We start from the raw sequence: 18,012 nt of genomic DNA on the forward strand, positions 1-18,012 counted from the left end.
GTAAATCCGGTTGTTGGTGCTGGTGATCCATTCGCAGAATCGATCCCATACGTTGGCGCTTTCGCGACGTTGTAAGGTTGTTGTCATTGTTTTATAAATGCGATTATTTGCAGATGAATTTAGGTAGGTTTGACTACCTGTTACACATCTTAAATAATTTATTGCGTTTTGTAAAGTACTTTCACAAAAAACTTTCTCTTGGGATTTACGCACCCACAGAGAATTTTAGATTTTGGATTTTGGATTCTGAAAAATGGGGACTGGGGATTGGGGATTGGGGACTGGGGACTGGGCAAGAAAAGTAGAATTAAAATTTATGAGTAAAATTTGGTTAGGGGTCTGAATCTCCATCTAAATCTCCCTAATCCCCAGTCCCTAATCCCCAGTCCCTAATCCCCAGTCCCTAATCCCCAGTCCCTAATCCCCAATCCCTAATCCCTAATCCCTAATCCCCAGTCCCTAATCCCCAATCCCTAATCCCCAATCCCCAATCCCTAGTTCAATTCGTTGCTGGCTGCTTGGATATGGACTCTATACCCACTTCTGGCAAAGGTGGACGCACAGATAAATAAATCAATGGGCCGAATAGTGGTATCAAGGTTATTAACCAGAAAAACTGCGGATTTTTCCAGCCGCGACACGCCATATCATCCCTTAGTAATACAGGAAATAATAGGGAAAGTAGACAGAAGTCTATGCTCATCACATGGATAAAGCGGTTAGTTTGCCACTCTTGCACAAAACTCCCCCAATCTCCTCCTCTTAAACCGTAGGCAACTAGAATAACTGTGGCTACCGTTAATACAAAACCAGTTACACGAGAATCTAGCACCTTAATTAAGGTATTCTTTTTACCGAGAAATTGATTATTTGGTTCTCGTAGGGCTAAGTAAGGCAACAAGGCAAAAGCACCAACTGCAAAAGAAGCAGTAGCAAACAGCCAAGCAGGTATTTTTTGTCCTCTACCATCAATAAAAACTACTGCACTGTAAATAAGAGGCCAGATGCCCATGAGGTTGAATAGTGCTATGACTAACGGGTTAATGCCTTGCCAGTGGCCAAGAGAAAGGTTTTTAATTAACTCAAATGTATCGGGTTGATCGGGAGGCGCTAGGAAAAAACCATAGATAACGAATCCCAGCCACAGCAAGCCAAAGGCAATTTTTCTCACCATGAAAGATTTAGGTAGTATTAATTATTGATTTTGCAACTAAAAATTAGGCTATCTGCTTGCTATTATATTGGTGATTGCCTAGACCCTTCGCGGCTTGTCCCTAAATATCAAAAGTATTTATGACATTGTGAATGAAACGTAGCAATCCCAAACTCTTGCGATTGCTACGTTTCGCTACGCTACACTTGCAATGACAAGTTATTTTTAATTGTGCATGACTACTTAGCATTCAAGGATTGAAATAACTAAAAGCTTCTGAGAGATAATCAGCAGCAGATGCTACTACTGCGATCGCACTTTCATAATCTAGGCGTGTTGGTCCCAAAACTCCCACACTTCCTACGGGTATCGAACCCCGGCGATAGTTGGAAGAAATTAAGGTGCAGGTGCGTATCGGTTCTAATGGGTTTTCTGCGCCAATACGAACTGTTACCTTTGGTTTACTACCTTCCTCTGGTTCTGCTTCCTCAAATATTAATCGCCACAGTTGGTCTTGTTCTTCTTCCAACAGATGGATAATCGTTTGTACCTGCTGTAACTGAGCAAATTCTGGCTGTCGCAAAACTTCTGACACACCCCGAACCATAATTTGGGTTGCAGTGGGTGCAAGAGTTCGACGAGTCAATTCGGCAACTGAATTTTTCAAGAATTCTCCGTAGCGTTGGAACTCCTGATCTAGTTCGCTCCAGTTGAGGTAGGGTAATTCCAACAGACTTCGCCCCCGCAAATGACTATTCAAAAAGTTAGAAACAATCTGCAATTCGCGATCGATTACCTCTGAATCCCTTTGTGTCTCTTCTGGTGTTGGTGACAAATCCATCAATTTAGAATGTGTCTCGTAACCATCTGTCACCACAATTAGCATGATCCGCCCGGCTTCAATTTGCACTAATTGCAGATGTCGCAATAGTGCTGTAGTTGTTTGCGGCATAGTGATCAAGCTAATGCAACCACTCAAGGTTGCTAAAATTTGCGCGGCTCCTTGTAGTAGGGTTTCTAAACTCCGATCTTGCCACTGTAGCTGTTTTTGCAGTGCCACCTCTACTTCTCGCCCTAAAGTTTCTGTCCGCATAGCGTCTGTCTGGGACACGCTGCGCGATCGCAGAGAAGGTGTAATTAGCTGGTCAACATAAATGCGATAGCCTGAATCTGAAGGTACACGTCCAGCAGAAGCGTGTGGTTGATAGAGTAATCCAGACTTTTCTAAAACGCCCATCACATTGCGAATTGTCGCCGAGCTTACACCCAGGTCGTACTCCTCGACCAAAGCCTTTGAACCAACTGGCTCTGCCGTAGCAATATAGTGACGTACCGTTGCCCAAAGTATATGCTGTTGTCGATTTGTTAACTGGACTTCCATTGTGGTATGTTTTGCTGAAGGCAAATTTTAATCAAACTTTGAACAGATTTGTGGATTTAATCGAAAACAGAGAATATTAATAATTTATTAAGATATTAGATTATACAACTATATTATGATAAGTATTTTTAAGGTTCATACAGATACGGCATTTTCTAAGAGTAAGGTTTAAATAGTAGCTCAATTTTTTTAGTAAAAGCTGCTAGTTATAATTTACCCTCACCATACTCATTTATAACCGTATTTTTGCACAAAATTACAATTGCAAAAGTATTATTAGATACGTATTTTTTGGCAGAGTCTAATATTCAACTGTGATTTGACCCAGAAAATTTTTGTGCAGATGTGCTTGATATCCCAATTCTAAGTTTTCTAGCAGGTGTCTAAAGTAATGTACTGCTGTTTTCAGCATAGCAAAAGCCAGATGGAAGAGTGAGTTCCACCTGAGCAAAAGCTAATATTGGGGAATTGAAGGATCTACTAATAGGGAATAGGCATCAATACCACCCGAAATATTTTGCACATTTGTAAAACCTTGAGCAATTAACCACTGACACATCTGGGCAGAGCGGATGCCGTGGTGGCATAGTACAAGGGTTTCAGCTTGGGGATTGAAGAGGGTAGGTACTTGATCTCCCCATTCGGCAAATTGACTTAAAGGTAGGTTGACAAAGCCCTCAATGCTAGCGATCGCCAATTCTTGGGGTTCACGCACATCTACTAGCTGAATACTTGTATCATTAGAAGAAAGACGTTGTGCCAGTTCTTCTACACTAATTTGGTTCATGGGTTGACTAAAAGAATTCCCTATAAACAGTCCTAATCCTATTTATGTTGACAGAAAATCTCTACCTTTGCATGAGTATCCATTCTCAGGAGGGTTGATTGATTCTGCTAGTCTTTCTGCTTAAATGGCTGTAAACCGTCTTTTTTAATAGGTTGAATGTGAATAGGCAACGTTCAGTTATTGGTTTTATCGTCGCTGGGGCGATCGCACTGCTAGTAATTGCGATCGCCAGCTTTTACTGGTTTTTCGCCAAAAGTCCGGCTAACCTCATTGCTTCCACCTCCCAGCCTGGTGCAGCCATATTCGTGTCAAAACTTTCCCCTGCAATGGTTTCATTACTGGCAAATCCCGATCGTTTGCAGGCGTTGGATCGTGAAGAGGAACTATCTAAACTCAAAATCAGTTTATTCGCCAAGAGTGGCATAGATTACAAAGAAGACATTCAACCCTGGTTAGGGAACGAAATTACATTAGCGATCACCACTTTAGATATTGATCGGGACTTAGAAAACGGACAGCAGCCAGGGTATCTATTAGCACTAGCAACCAAGCAACCAGAGAAAAGCCGCGAATTTGTCGAATTGTTTTTTTCTAAACGGGCGTTAGCTGGAGCAAACCTAACTGTTGAACAATACAAAGGTGTAAAGCTGATTTCTGACAATCAAGAAGAAATCACAAAATCCAAAATCCAAAATCCAAAATCCAAAATCCAAAATTATCTAGCTGGTGCTGTTGTTGGCCAAGGTTTTGTGTTATTTGCCAACGATCCGAAAGTGTTGCGAGATGCTATAAATAACGTCCAAGCGCCCGATCTGAATTTGACTAGCTCTCCTGAATACCAAAAAGCTACCAAAGAACTGCCCAAAGGGGGTTTGGCTGTAGCTTTCTTAAATCTTCCCATCGTGGCAAAATGGCAAGGGTTAGAGTTATCAGAACAACTTTATAATAGCCAGATCATATCCTTGGCGTTGAATCCTAAAGGGTTGCTGGCGGAAACCACTTTTTTAACCTCATCAGAAATTGTCCCACCATCTGCACCATTATCTAAACCTGTAGGAGCATTGCAATATATTCCAGCGTCCGCAGGTTTGGCGATTTCCGGCTCAAATTTGAGTAATTTGGGTGACAGTGATTTAACTAAACTCTGGAGACAAGCAACAGCAACTATATATGGTTCTGGGGAAGATGTGGTTTCTCGGTTAGCAAAACCTTTGGCGGATGTTCAAAAACGCTGGGGTATAAACTTACCAGAGGATATTTTCAGTTGGGTACAAGGAGAATATGCTATAGCATTGTTACCTGAGAAAGAGCAAACAACCCCACATTGGATTTTTGTGGTGGAAAAATCAGAGAGTGTGGAAAAAGGCGTTACTCGTTTAGATGCGATCGCCTCATCCAACGGACTCAGTATCAGTCCGTTAACTATAGATCAGCAAAAAATCTCTGCTTGGACAGAGTTAACTACGGCTACTAAAAAAAGTGATGTTAAAGAAGGAGAATCTTTTAGCATTGAAACAAAAGTGCGGGGACTGCATACAAACTTAGGAAATTACGAAATTTTTACCTCTGACTTAGAGACGATGGATAAAATTCTCACAATCAAGAATAATTCCATAATTGATAATCTCAACTTCAAAGATAGTATCGCTGCGATTCCCTTACCAAACCAAGGCTATATATATCTTGACTGGACAAAGAGCCAGAATTTATTAGAGCGTCAAGTACCGATTCTCAAACTAGCGGAAGTCTTAGGTAAACCGTTTTTTAATAATCTGCGATCGCTCACAGTTAGTAGTTATGGAACTGACACGCGATCGCTCAAAGGTGGCGTTTTCTTCAAACTCAATAATTCGTGAGATTTTCACGAAGTTTAAAATGCAGAAGGTAAAATCATTTTTACCTTCTGCATTTTCTTGTCCTTAATAGACCAAACAATTACTAAAATCGTCCGTAGAGGGTTTTCTTGGAAAAAGAAAATACTTGGAGAAGTGTAACTGCTGTTCAAATCAATATACAACCTAGCAATTATCTACCTGCTTTCAAAGTTATTAACTGTGGCACATTTGAATGTGGCACATCCAACTGAAATTTCACTGGAATTTCTTCATTAGAATATGTATATATCATTACTACTTTAAAAGCCTGTTGGAGGGCTACTATGAAATACTGTCGCCCCCGACTTCAGTTTCGCGGTGGATGGTTGGTAGCTATACTTACCGCCATCACAGCTACCCCTGCAATAGCAGAGACAGCAAACTTTGGTACTTTCAACTTATCAGCAAATTTTAATCCAGCACAAGGAACAGTGCAGGGGTTTACAGGTGGTTCTTACTCATTGTCTGCTATAAGTAATCGCGATCGCGATCAAAAAGCCTGTATTGGCTTTGCCGATCCCAATCCAGATCACATTATGGTTTTGGAAAAGGACTTTTCTCAGCTGACAATCCAAGTGGATAGCAACAACACAGACACTACTTTACTGATTCAAGGCCCAGATCAAGCAACAATTCGTTGCGGCGATGATACTGGCAAGAGTAAAGATGCTAGCGTTAGCGATCGCAGCTGGAAAAGTGGCACTTATCGGATTTGGGTAGGTACATTCAATCCTGGAGTCAAGCGCGATTACACTCTGAAAGTAGAGCAGCAGTAATGGTGAGTGGGAAGCAGGGAGCAAGGGAGAAGAGTTTTCCCCTCCGCACCCCGCCCCTCTGACTCTTTTCAATGCCCAATGCCCAATTCCCAATTTTTACGTGTAACACCTGAGAGGATAATATGGATAGTAGCTTGTTGTGCTTTCCGAGGGTGCTATCTCGTGCTATCTATACTGCGTGCTGACTTTCGTATCATATTTGAACGTGACCCAGCTGCTCGTAACTGGTTGGAAGTTTTATTTTGTTACCCTGGTTTGCAAGCCCTACTATTCCATAGGCTGGCTCACTGGCTGTATACTATTGGTCTTCCCTTGATTCCGCGCTTGATTTCTCACCTGGCTCGGTTTTTGACTGGAATTGAAATCCACCCTGGTGCAGCAATTGGGCAAAGTGTGTTTATTGACCACGGTATGGGTGTAGTGATTGGTGAAACTGCGATTGTCGGAGACTATGCCCTAATTTACCAAGGTGTCACCCTGGGGGGAACTGGTAAAGAATGTGGCAAGCGCCATCCCACTGTGGGCGAAAATGTTGTAGTTGGAGCTGGAGCGAAGGTACTGGGCAATATCCAAATTGGCAATAACGTCCGTATTGGTGCTGGATCTGTTGTTCTCAGGGATGTACCCTCAGACTGCACCGTAGTGGGCGTGCCTGGGCGAATTATATATCGTTCTGGAGTTCGGGTTGCACCTCTGGAACACAATAACTTACCAGATTCCGAAGCTGAAGTAATTCGTGCTTTAGTAGACCGGATTGAGGCGCTGGAAGAACAAATACAAACTCTTCAGCGCACACAGTCTTCTGAAAAAACTCCTGTTTTAGTGGGTTGTTTAGTCACTCAAGAAGATGAGTTAACCCACGATACTCGCTGGTGCAATCTCAAGGATAAGACCATCCAGCAATTTCTAGATGGTGCTGGCATTTAAAAAAGTGAGAAGTTTAAGAGTGAGGAGTGAGGAATAAAAATCATAAATGTCAGGTTTGCACCTTCAAACTCCTACTCTTAATTCAATACGCTTGGGTTAAGGGCTACTGGTAACAATTTTGGGTTTTCGAGACAGACGCGATAAATCGCCGTCTCTACAATTGTTTTTGGCTTATCTGAACTGTATTGAGAATATTCTAAGGATTAATCGTTTGACTAGACCAATCTTGCTGGTCGTCACGGCGGTAAAGCCATCGATTTTGTGGTTCGCCGCGTAATTCTAAGTGGTCTACCTCTACCGGTTCGAGTAGCAGGAGACAAAAATTAGGTACTGGCTGTATAGGTTCGGGCGCTTGCGGTGCAAAAGCTTCTGGGGTTTCGACTCTAGGTTTACCAGGATGAGGCCAAGCAAACTGTAAACGCGCCGCATCACTCAATTCTTGCCACATTGCAATCCGCGCTGGCTGTAAATCCCGATCGCAATCATCACCACTTACTAGGGTCAAACAACCAGTGATGCGGAATTGTTCTCGTGTATTGGGGAAGTACCAACATACTTCTGCCCAAGGTTGTTGATGTATCTGGTCAGTTTTAGCGCTACGGACATCAGTGATAAATTTTAGCTGGTTTGTATCTTCCAGAAAGCCGCGAAAGACTAGGGTACGATTAGCAGGGCGACCATTTGCCTGTACCGTTGCTAGTTGGAGGTAACGGGCATAAACAAGGCTGCGGTTGCGATGGAGTGCATGAGCGATCGCGCTTCGCCAAGGAGCAAGAGACATACTAATTTGTAATTGGTAATTAAGAAAGTCAGATTAAATCTGGGTTTCCAGGTTTGCGTCTGTTGCCTTATTTTAGGGAGTTTTTGTCAGTCATAGTACTTAAAAACCATAACTAGCAAGATTGATATGCGATCGCATTCATCCTTCTGGGCATATACTTTAAAGAAATGTCACATTTAATTGCGCTATTGTAAAAGTCAGCTTTACATAAGTTCAGTTATGAGCCAGCCTGAATATACTACAGCCCAAGCAACAGCCCTGACTAACCACGATCGCAAACCTATTCAGATACCTGGCTCTATTCAACCTCATGGCGTACTACTGGCACTCAGTACTCAGCTAGAGATATTGCAAGTTAGCAACAATACCCAAGCATATTTGGGCAAAGAGCCAGAAAATTTGCTTGGTCAACCTTTGAGCTATTTACTTGACCCTTTGCAAGTGGAAATTGTCAAGCAGTGCTTGGGGAAAAAAATTGGCAATTCTAATGCTTTTAAAGTATTAATAAATACCTTGAATGGCGAAAAATACTTTGACGCTATTGTTCATCGTCTAGAAGAAGCTGTGATTCTGGAGTTAGAACCGACCAATTCCGAATCTGAGTTGAGTTTCTTGGGCTTTTATAGTTTGGCAGGTGAAGCGATAGCTAAAATGCAAAGCACATCTAATCTGGTAGAATTTTTGCATTTAGTGGCTGAAGAAGTCCAAAAAATCATCGGTTTTGATCGGGTGATGGTCTATCAGTTTGACGAGTCGGAAGCGGGTTCTGTGGTTGCAGAAATCAAACGGGAAGATTTATCACCGTATTTAGGACTCCACTATCCCGCTACAGATATTCCGGCGCAAGCTAGGGAGTTATACACGCGCTGCTTTCTCCGATTTCTCCCCGATTTGACTGCCGAACCGATTAAATTAGTTCCAACAGAAAATCCGACAACACATCAGCATCTAGACTTAAGCTACTCTGTGCTACGAAGTTTTGATTGGTGTTGTGCAGAATATCATCAAAATATGGGTGTGAAGGCTCTTTTGGTGATTTCACTGATTCAAGAGCAGAAGCTTTGGGGATTAATATCTTGCCACCATCAAACACCAAAGTATATTTCTTACGAAATCCGCAAGATGTGCGAATTTTTGGGACAGATTGCGTCTTCAGAATTAACACACAAAATTAGTCATTCGGAATGGGATTATAAGGTAAAACTCAAATCGCTACAGTCTGAGTTCCTTGAGTCTATTTCCCAAGCAGACAATTTTATCGATGCTCTAATTAAACCTGAAATCCGCTTGCTCGATCTTGTTAGTGCTTCAGGAGCAGCAGTTTGTCTGGATAATGAAATTACCCTTGTGGAAGCAACACCGAATATTGATGAAGTTCGGACGTTAATTGAATGGGCGGATACCCAAGTTAGTGACAACCTGTTTTCTACTGATTCTCTACCCAAGCTTTACCCAGAGGCGCTGAAATTTAAAGATACTGCCAGTGGGCTGTTGCTACTGCGGATTTCTAAAGTCCGGCGCTATTATATTCTTTGGTTTCGCCCCGAAGTTATCCAAACGGTATACTGGGCAGGAAATCCACAGGAATCTATTCAAGCTCAAGTAGATGGTAGCCTTAGCCTATCTCCACGAAAATCCTTTGAACAATGGCAAGAAACGGTTAAATTAACTTCTCTACCTTGGAAAGCTTGTGAACTTGACAGTGCGATCGCTCTGAGAAATGCGATCGTTGGTATTGTACTCTCGAAGGCGGATGAATTAGCTAAAATCAACCTGGAGTTAGAGCGCAGCAACCAAGAACTAGCATCCTTTGCCTACGCCGCTTCCCACGATCTGAAAGAACCTTTGCGGGGCATTTATAACTTCTCGACGGTGTTGCTAGAAGACTATAGTCAAGTATTAGATGATGACGGAATCGAGTGCTTGCAAACAGTAATATCCTTGTCTGTACGCATGGAAACTCTGATTAATGCTCTACTGCGGTTATCGCAGTTAGGACAAGCGCAACTACGCTTGCAAGCAACTAACCTCAACGAATTACTCAACCAAGTGATTGAAGTCTTTCGCGCTAGTCGTCAAGATTCTGGGCTTGTGGATATTCGCATTCCTCGCCCTTTACCAACTATTTTATGCGATCGAGTTCTCGTTAATGAAGTCTTTAGTAATCTCCTTGGTAATGCTTTCAAATACAACGATAAAGCAGACCAATGGGTTGAGATTGGCTACTTAGATGAGGGACTAGCGACTGGGGACTGGCGACTAGGGAAGAGTTTTCTTAACCCAATCCCCAATCCCCAATCCTCAATCCCCAATCCCCAATCCCCAATCACTTTTTATATCCGCGATAATGGCATTGGAATTCCACAGCATCATCTCGAAACTATCTTTAGATTATTTAAGCGGCTCCATTCCCAGGAAAAATACGGTGGAGGAGCCGGTGCTGGGCTAGCTATTGTTAAGAAGATTGTTGAGCTTCATAACGGTAAAATTTGGGTTGAATCTAGCGTTGGCGTTGGCTCAATATTCTACTTTACGCTGGAATAGTTTAAGATAATGACTAAATATGTATTTTTGTTAAGCTCTTTTAAGACCACGAATGACAAAAAAACTTCATGAACCGCTGCTCGTTGTTGAGGACAGCAATGAAGATTTTCGGATGCTGCAACGTCTGATGCAGCGTATGTCCGTCCAGAACCCCATACACCGTTGTACTAATGGGGATGAGGTTTTAGAGTTCCTCTATCAACTGGGGAAGGATACCTACGCTAAAGGTGAAAGTCCACCCAACCCTAAAGTACCATTACGACCCTCTGTGATCTTGCTCGATCTCAATTTGCCAGGTATTGATGGGCGTGACATTTTAGATCGGCTTAAGCAAGACAAGAGTTTCAAGGGAATCCCCATCGTTGTTTTTACCACATCATCTAACCCCAAGGATATTGAATTGTGCTACCAAAAGGGCGCAAATGGATATCTGGTAAAGCCGATGGATACTCAGGAACTAAAAAAGACAATTCAGGCATTTGTGGATTACTGGCTTGAAGCCAATACGCCGCCAGTGTTGGATTAATTTGTTTATTTTCTGCCGATGAAACAGTAGGAACTAAAGGATAACTAAAGAGACGGCTCAGAGGGCACAGCGACATTTTCCTCTTTGAGTCACTGTGTCTGCTTGTCTCTGGTAGATGCGTTTTCCCCATCTTCCTGTTTTTCCTGCCTTGTTTAATTGCTTTAGAATTCCTAAAGAATTTAGATTTTATTTATATTTATTTTATATTATTTTTAGAATTATGCAATAAAAACACAAGCTGGATAAAAGGGATCTACATAGCTCCCTGATCCTCATAACCTTATGTTGGACATACGGACGCTACTCATCATTGATGATTGTGCAGCAGATCGAAAAATCTATCGTCGGTATCTTTTGAAAGATCCGCACCATTCGTATCAGATTTTAGAGGCAGACTGTGCAGAGGAAGGACTTGCTTTGTGCCGAAAAGTACGCTGCGATGTGATTCTGCTGGATTTTTGCCTACCTGATATGAGCGGGTTAGAACTTTTCGATCAGATGCAGCAAACCCTATTTAAGACTTCTGTCCCCGTAATTATGTTGACAGGGCGCGGCGATGAAGAGGTTGCTGTACAAGTGATGAAACGGGGTGCTTTGGATTATTTAGTCAAGCAACACCTGACACAGGATGTGCTGCAACTAGCAGTCCGCAATGCCATCAAGCAATCGTGCTTGCAAGCCCAACTCCAGAAAACTCAGGAGAGACAGCGCCTAATTGCGACTACTGCTTTACGAATTCGTCAGTCTCTTAACTTAGAGCAAATTTTGAATACAGCTGTAGCCGAGGTACAAGAACTTCTGAAGTGCGATCGCGTCATGGTGTATCAGTTCGCCCCCGATACAGATGGTAAAATAGTCGCCTCATCAGTTGAGTCATACCGCACTGTAGCATTGTGCGATCGCGTTGGGGATTGGGGAATAGGGACTAGGGACTGGGGACTGGGGACTGAAGACAAGGGGACGAAGAGACAAGGAGACAGAGTATTGATAACTAGGGAAGAGTTTTCCCAATCCCCAATACCCAATACCCAATCCCCAATCCCTTACATTTATGAGCTTGGCTTGTGTAATTGTGTCAACCTAAAAGAGCAATTTAATACTAAGGCAAATCTGGTGGTTCCCATTAATCTGAGTAACAATGGGAACCCAACCCCTAAGCTTTGGGGCTTATTGATTGCTCACCATAATTCTGGGGAACGCCAGTGGCAAACTGATGATGCAGAAATGCTCAATGAAGTTTCGGTACAATTAGCGATCGCTATTCAACAGGCGGAATTGTTAGCCCAAACTCAAGCGGCCCTTGCCAAAGAAAAGCAACTCAATGTATTTAAATCCCAAATCATTGCAACGGTTTCCCATGAGTATCGAACGCCCCTAACTTCAATTCTGGCTGCTGCATCAACTTTGGTAAAACATAGCCAGCAGCTAGATGAGTCTAAACAAGAGCGGTTCTTGGGAATCATTGAACAGAAAGCCAGGTATATGTCCAAACTCGTGGATAATATGCTTCTGGTTAACCAATTTGAACTGGAAAAACCCAAGTTTAAACCAATCCCATTAGATTTACTACAATTTTTTTCTGATCTGATTGAACAAGAGCGAGAAACAGCAGGCGATCGCCACGAATTAATTTTTCAAATTACTGGTAATCATCAGGAATTTTGGGGCGATCGCGGACTTTTGCAGCAAATTTTTATTAACTTAATGTCCAATGCAATTAAGTACTCTCCAAATGGAGGTACTGTAGAATTTCATCTGATTGGCAAACAATCAGAAGTAATCTTTTACATCAAAGATCGGGGAATTGGTATCCCAGTGACAGATCAAGAGAATTTGTTTCAACCTTTCAGTCGTGGAAGTAATGTCGACACAATTCCTGGTACAGGTTTAGGACTTGCGATCGCTAAAGGTTGTGTCGAGTTGCACGGTGGAAATATTGCCTTGTGGAGTGAAGTCGGGAAAGGAACTCAAGTTACAGTTAGCTTACCGAAGATATGCCCAATTCCTCAACTATCCCCATTATCTACTTGATATGTGTAATTTTAAAATTTATCTTGTAATTATTCATCTTGAATTTCTATCTTGCTAATCAACCATTCTTCGATTGTTTTCCCACAAGGCTCAGAACTTTGGCAATCACTGACGTTCTCTAGAGAATAAGACATTTTTACTTTTTTATTGACGTATTTATCTGGTTCGCAAACTTCAAAGACTGCACCTACACCTTCATATAGTTTACCGTTTTTATCGACAACAGTAACGTAGCATTTTAAGTCACCATTTTGCATGTCTTTGATAGTACCAAAAATTGGATTATCGTTTTTAACCTCTTTGGATTGATTATCTTTAAGAAATGCTGAATTAATCGGCTTTTTGCTATTTTTGCTGTTATCTAGTTTTACTTCATTTACAGAAATAGATTCAGAATTAATTTGGATAGCTGTTGCAGTGTTTACTTGATTAACTTTATTCTCTTGAGAAGCACTATTGGCAGAGTTACTACAACTCATAATCAACATAGAACAAAAAAACAATGTAGTCGTAAAGATTGGTTTTTTCATTTCATTTATGTTCATAAAAATCTATCGATGTTGTTTTGTTAAAAGCGCTATGGGTAAATTATTTGATTTACAATTAAAATTTTCATTAAGTTTTCTGTGATATTTGTTGATTATTACAGTTTTATATCTTGGAATTTATAATTGACATCGTGATATTTGCGGAAAATACTCGGCGTTATCTCAATACGGTTCGGTTAAGGTTTTTTGATGAAAATTATAGATCGCGAAGATCCGATAAATCGCCGTCTCTACAAAAGACTGATTATTGTAAAGACGGCGATTCATCGCGTCTCTGCTTAGGGAATGTCTTAATGCTGGTAAATTCGTATAAAATAATGCCGAAATAAGCCTTGATTACTAAATATTAATGCTTTGAGCATTAAATGAGTATTTAATAGAGTTTAGAAGCTGTAAGTATTGATTTTGTGTTATTTCAAGGTTTTCTCAACTTAAACAAACCATTTGGCTGGACTTCCCACGACTGCGTGGCGCGGGTGCGAAAATTATTGCGCCTCAAGCGTGTAGGACATGCGGGAACCTTAGATCCAGCAGCGACAGGGGTTTTACCGATTGCACTTGGTAAAGCCACACGACTATTGCAATATCTCCCAGAAAACAAAGCTTACAAGGCTACGATTCGCCTGGGTGTGCGGACTACAACCGATGATTTAGAAGGTGAAATCATTAGTTCTCAAGCTTGTCCTGAATTAAGTTTGGCAGAGGTAAAAACTGTACTAGCGCAATTTGAAGGCAAGATTGAGCAAATACCACCGAATTACAGTGCAATTCAAGTGGATGGTAAACGTCTCTACGATTTAGCACGTAAAGGTGAAATAGTGGAAGTTCCAGTGCGGACTGTGGAAATTTTTCACATAGAAATTTTGGATTGGAGAGAAGGAGATTTTCCCGAATTGGATGTGGCGATCGCCTGTGGATCTGGTACATATATTAGAGCGATCGCTCGTGACTTAGGTGCAATCTTAAAAACTGGTGGCACTCTTGCAGCTTTGATTCGCACCCAAAGTAGTGGTTTCGATTTAATAGATAGTCTCACTTTGACTGACTTAGAAACTAAACTGCAAGGCGGGACATTCCAACCTCTTGCCTCTGATGCAGCTTTACAACATTTGTTGTCTGTGACTTTACCAACAACATCTGCTCAAAAATGGTGTCAAGGTCAGCGAGTTTCTCTAAATTCTGATATTACTGGGATAGTGCGAGTTTATGAAGAAGAGACTCGCTTTTTAGGTGTTGGACAATTACAAGATGAGGTGTTAATTCCTCAAATGGTTTTTGAACCAATTTCTTGAAGAAGAATTCAGAAGTCAGAATTGAATTCTGAATTCTTTCTTGTTAAGGGAACTCCAAGAAATAAATCATCCAATATTGTGGGGTAGGCGACACGAGAACCATATCAACTGGGCGGGCAAGATGCCCACCCCACAAGAGTTAATTGAATATTTTTTGATTTGGAAGTCCCTAAACCAAATAACTTGTATTTGGTACGATCGCAAAGAAAGCATACTCATACCAAGCAGTCCAAATGAAACTGCGAATCCATCGCTGACGCTTTTCAGGACTCAATTCATATTCAAACGCCCCACGAGATACATCAATAGAAGATAGGTGAGAGTTGCAACCGCAACCGTGTTGATAAGTAAAACCGTATTTAGAAGCAATACTTTGTACCTTCATTTGGATCGCAAATACCTTACCTGCATGGAGTATGGCATCCCAAGCGCGTTTGTGTTCGATATCGCGTTGATCAAATCGTAAGGCACGTTCTTCAAAAACATGATCGCGGTAAATTGGTGCTAAATGCACATGATAGAAGCTGGCAGGTAGTTCATAACCAAACTCATTGAACAAATCTATGCCAATGCGAGCTACTTTTACTTCATCAGCATACTCTGTCCCTTTTGACTCCAAATCGTGGAGAATTTCTGCAAAGTTCGGATAGCTGTGTTTGAGAAAGTCTTGCCCAAAAAATTCTAGGGTTTCCCATGCTAGTTGTGCAAATAGCTGGGAGAATGACGGTATTAAGTGAGCTAGTTGGGGGCGATCGCTAAATAAGTCTACATCACCATGTTCTAATTTATATAGGAACAATTGTGCCATCTCAACATAGCTTTGGGGTTGGGAAAGTCCGACACTCGTGGTTCCTCTAGCGATGTCTTGCCATATAGAAGGCAGTTGAGAAACGTGAACCGCATTTTCTCCAGCAATGACTGCAACAGGAGGACATTCGAGAAGCTGCATCGACAATCTCCTTTAAGACTTTAATGTGTAATTTACCTTAAGCGATCGCTAAATCTATCTTCTGAACACAATAAAAAATGTTTGACAGACTGTCTTTTGACAAGTAGCGTAATTCTATTCATAATATTTTTTTGGTGCTTTGGGCATGGGGGATTAATTATTTTACGATAATTCGTAATTCATAATTCAGTTTCCTATCCAGATAATTATCTTCAAGCACCTGCTATTTTTTTATATATTTTTTCACCCTTGATTATCTCTTGATAGTACTGCTCATAAGAGGTAAATCTGATAGATTCTTGTCTTCCTAACCCCAAGATCCCAAAGGTGGAAAGGCTATTATAAAACAGTTCATGTACTCGTTTTTGAAGTATTTGATTAAAATAGATGAGGACGTTACGACAAAGGATGACATTAAACTCATTAAAAGAACTGTCAGTTGCTAAATTATGCTGGGCAAAAACAATGTTTTCTCTTAGGGATGCTCGAAAAATCGCATTATCATAAGCTGCGGTATAATATTCTGAAAAAGACTTCTTGCCACCTGCTTTCAGATAAAGGTGAGTGTATTCTTGCATCAGTTTCAGCGAGAAAATCCCACTTTTAGCATTTTGTAATACCTTCTCATTTGTATCAGTGGCATATATGCGGCAACGGTGGTAAAGTCCTTCTTCTTGCAGTAAAATTGCCATTGAGTATACTTCTTCACCGGTTGAGCATCCAGCGTGCCAGATGCGAATAAATGGATAGGTTTGTAAGAAGGGGATAACTTGATTTCTGAAGGTGTTATAAAAGCTGGGATCGCGAAACATTGATGTTACATTCACCGTCAGAGCAAGCAAAAATCGTTCCAAATAAACACGGTTGTGGAGTAATCGTTCTTGCAATGCAGAAACATTTGCTAACCCCTCTAATTGCATGAAGCTCTGAATGCGGCGCTTGAGTGAGGAAAGAGCATAATTACGAAAGTCATAACCATAGTACTGATATACCCCTTCCAAAAGCAGATGTATTTCTATGTCCTCCAAGATCGGTTTGGGCAGAGGCATTATATTCATAATTCATAGGTTTCAGTTTAACCGAATGGCTGTTACTACTAAAATAGCGATCGCTGTGATTGAAATCCCAGCTAGCCATCTAATCTGATAGCGCAGATTTTGAATCTCTTGGCTGAGATTTTCTGTCTGTGGTATAGCATAAGGTTCTAGTTGCACAACTTCGATCGCTACTTGTTCAGGTGTATTTTGGGGCTTTTCAAAAGCAACCTGCTTCTGTAGCCAATTAGTAATCAATTGGGGACAGTTCTTTTTGAACCAATTAAAAGCTATGACTTTAAAAACTGGTTTTGACATTCGAGCAATTAATTTCATCACCCTGTTTAAGGGTTTTAAGCGAAGCTTTTGATTGATCAGATTCACTGAACCAACATCATAAAGACAATCCAGAATTAGCTTTACAGTGGCTTCTTCACTGTTAATCAAGTTTTGCAGTAAAAGCAGAACATCATGCATACGCTCTGCTTCCATATACTTTTCTGTCAAGTTTTCTGGAGGACTTACGGTTCGATTTAAGGTATTTTGTCTTACTATTGTCATATTGGTAACATAGCAGTCATAATAATATCAGTACACCTATCTACCGAGAGAAAGATTTTTTATCTAGAGAGAGAACCTAAAAGCCAAAATTCGTTCCAAAATTTGTTTGTAAGAGACATGACTATATCGTGTCTGTAAAAAGGATATTTGTCTAGTTCATTACGAATCTTTTATCTAATTCTGGGGAAATAAATTTTTTTATTGAGATGCTAATAGTTCAACTTGTGCAACTACCCGTTCTAATTCCTCAATAATTAGCGTGATTCCAGTCTTTCTGAAGGCATCCACAAGCGCCCGATAATACCAAAGAGTCCCTTCTTTCCGCCCCTGAAAACGTTCCCAGAGCGAATCGCCCAAAACACGATAATCTTTGAGAATGGATTGGGCGTTGTAAAGTTTATCTGCTGATGACACGAGTAGAACTGATGGGGAAGCAGTAGAAATATGAGCGATGTATGCTTCCTTGCGCTGTCGCCAAGGGGGTTTGGGAGTTGTATCAGCATCAGTACAACCATCTACAATTGCTGTTACATTGTCACCAAAGCGACGGCGAATTTCTTCTCGTGTTGCGTCGCCACCCTGATCTTCGATCGCATCGTGTAAGAGAGATGCGATCGCTTCATCTTCATTTGCTCCGTATTCTAAGGCAATACTAGCGACACCTAATAAATGGGCAACGTAGGGTACACCTGAACCTTTACGAACTTGGTTGGCGTGCAGTTCAGTTGCGTAGATGAGGGCTGCGGTAAAACGTTCTGAAAGCATTGTATAACAGGAGTTAAATATCAAGCAACAGAGGCAAAGACGCTCCGCCTCCAGAATTCAGGGTAACTACACCAATTAAAGGG

General features: G+C 41.3%; 16 protein-coding genes. 7 read left to right on the top strand and 9 right to left on the bottom strand.

Annotation, left to right across the window (positions count from 1 at the left end; all coding sequences use genetic code 11):
• Positions 1-499: 499 nt before the first annotated feature.
• The 3 genes from V7L07_RS14490 to V7L07_RS14500 all read right to left on the bottom strand — a co-directional run bounded on the left by V7L07_RS14490 (position 500) and on the right by V7L07_RS14500 (position 3,321).
• Positions 500-1,174 carry a DUF2834 domain-containing protein gene (locus V7L07_RS14490; protein ID WP_335058876.1) on the bottom strand — a complete coding sequence of 225 codons (675 nt, stop codon included), beginning with the start codon at positions 1,172-1,174 and terminating at the stop codon, positions 500-502.
• Positions 1,175-1,403: 229 nt separating this feature from the next.
• Positions 1,404-2,534 (bottom strand): heat-inducible transcriptional repressor HrcA, encoded by a 1,131-nt coding sequence (gene hrcA, locus V7L07_RS14495; RefSeq protein WP_335058878.1) that lies wholly within the window; start codon positions 2,532-2,534, stop codon positions 1,404-1,406.
• A 454-nt stretch (positions 2,535-2,988) separates the two neighbouring features.
• Entirely contained in the window at positions 2,989-3,321 is a 333-nt protein-coding gene (locus V7L07_RS14500; RefSeq protein ID WP_334696673.1) for a rhodanese-like domain-containing protein, read from the bottom strand.
• A 158-nt stretch (positions 3,322-3,479) separates the two neighbouring features.
• Between V7L07_RS14500 and V7L07_RS14505 the strand changes: the two genes are divergently transcribed.
• The 3 genes from V7L07_RS14505 to cysE all read left to right on the top strand — a co-directional run bounded on the left by V7L07_RS14505 (position 3,480) and on the right by cysE (position 6,898).
• Entirely contained in the window at positions 3,480-5,177 is a 1,698-nt protein-coding gene (locus tag V7L07_RS14505) for a DUF3352 domain-containing protein (RefSeq protein ID WP_335058880.1), read from the top strand.
• Positions 5,178-5,479: 302 nt separating this feature from the next.
• Positions 5,480-5,971 (top strand): hypothetical protein, encoded by a 492-nt coding sequence (locus tag V7L07_RS14510; RefSeq protein WP_335058882.1) that lies wholly within the window; start codon positions 5,480-5,482, stop codon positions 5,969-5,971.
• 162 nt (positions 5,972-6,133) lie between these two features.
• The gene (gene cysE / locus V7L07_RS14515; RefSeq protein WP_335058884.1) at positions 6,134-6,898 is read left to right on the top strand and encodes a serine O-acetyltransferase; all 765 of its coding nucleotides are present in this window, start codon (positions 6,134-6,136) and stop codon (positions 6,896-6,898) included.
• Positions 6,899-7,094: 196 nt separating this feature from the next.
• Here cysE and V7L07_RS14520 read toward each other — a convergent pair whose 3' ends face one another.
• Complete coding sequence (locus V7L07_RS14520) at positions 7,095-7,679, bottom strand: Npun_F5749 family FMN-dependent PPOX-type flavoprotein (RefSeq protein ID WP_335058886.1); 585 nt, start codon at positions 7,677-7,679, stop codon at positions 7,095-7,097.
• 219 nt (positions 7,680-7,898) lie between these two features.
• Here V7L07_RS14520 and V7L07_RS14525 point away from each other — a divergent pair, with 219 nt between their 5' ends.
• The 3 genes from V7L07_RS14525 to V7L07_RS14535 all read left to right on the top strand — a co-directional run bounded on the left by V7L07_RS14525 (position 7,899) and on the right by V7L07_RS14535 (position 12,780).
• Positions 7,899-10,223, top strand: a complete 2,325-nt coding sequence (locus V7L07_RS14525; protein WP_335058888.1) for an ATP-binding protein — start codon at positions 7,899-7,901, stop codon at positions 10,221-10,223.
• A gap of 52 nt (positions 10,224-10,275) precedes the next feature.
• Positions 10,276-10,749, top strand: coding sequence for a response regulator (locus V7L07_RS14530; RefSeq protein WP_335058890.1), 474 nt, complete (start codon positions 10,276-10,278; stop codon positions 10,747-10,749).
• A 282-nt stretch (positions 10,750-11,031) separates the two neighbouring features.
• Positions 11,032-12,780, top strand: a complete 1,749-nt coding sequence (locus tag V7L07_RS14535) for an ATP-binding protein (protein ID WP_335058892.1) — start codon at positions 11,032-11,034, stop codon at positions 12,778-12,780.
• 29 nt (positions 12,781-12,809) lie between these two features.
• Here V7L07_RS14535 and V7L07_RS14540 read toward each other — a convergent pair whose 3' ends face one another.
• Positions 12,810-13,325: a hypothetical protein gene (locus V7L07_RS14540; protein WP_335058894.1), complete on the bottom strand. Its 516-nt coding sequence runs from the start codon at positions 13,323-13,325 to the stop codon at positions 12,810-12,812.
• Positions 13,326-13,735: 410 nt separating this feature from the next.
• Between V7L07_RS14540 and truB the strand changes: the two genes are divergently transcribed.
• Positions 13,736-14,620 carry a tRNA pseudouridine(55) synthase TruB gene (gene truB / locus V7L07_RS14545; protein ID WP_335058895.1) on the top strand — a complete coding sequence of 295 codons (885 nt, stop codon included), beginning with the start codon at positions 13,736-13,738 and terminating at the stop codon, positions 14,618-14,620.
• 169 nt (positions 14,621-14,789) lie between these two features.
• Here truB and V7L07_RS14550 read toward each other — a convergent pair whose 3' ends face one another.
• The 4 genes from V7L07_RS14550 to V7L07_RS14565 form a co-directional block, all read right to left on the bottom strand.
• On the bottom strand, positions 14,790-15,569 hold the full coding sequence (locus tag V7L07_RS14550) for a hypothetical protein (RefSeq protein WP_335058897.1): 780 nt from the start codon (positions 15,567-15,569) through the stop codon (positions 14,790-14,792).
• Positions 15,570-15,781: 212 nt separating this feature from the next.
• Positions 15,782-16,618 carry a CheR family methyltransferase gene (locus V7L07_RS14555; protein ID WP_335059102.1) on the bottom strand — a complete coding sequence of 279 codons (837 nt, stop codon included), beginning with the start codon at positions 16,616-16,618 and terminating at the stop codon, positions 15,782-15,784.
• A gap of 21 nt (positions 16,619-16,639) precedes the next feature.
• Positions 16,640-17,164 carry a hypothetical protein gene (locus V7L07_RS14560; protein WP_335058899.1) on the bottom strand — a complete coding sequence of 175 codons (525 nt, stop codon included), beginning with the start codon at positions 17,162-17,164 and terminating at the stop codon, positions 16,640-16,642.
• 198 nt (positions 17,165-17,362) lie between these two features.
• Positions 17,363-17,929: an HD domain-containing protein gene (locus V7L07_RS14565; RefSeq protein ID WP_335058901.1), complete on the bottom strand. Its 567-nt coding sequence runs from the start codon at positions 17,927-17,929 to the stop codon at positions 17,363-17,365.
• Positions 17,930-18,012: the final 83 nt, after the last annotated feature.

The organism is Nostoc sp. (assembly GCF_036916985.1).
In the GTDB taxonomy this organism is placed as follows: domain Bacteria; phylum Cyanobacteriota; class Cyanobacteriia; order Cyanobacteriales; family Nostocaceae; genus Nostoc.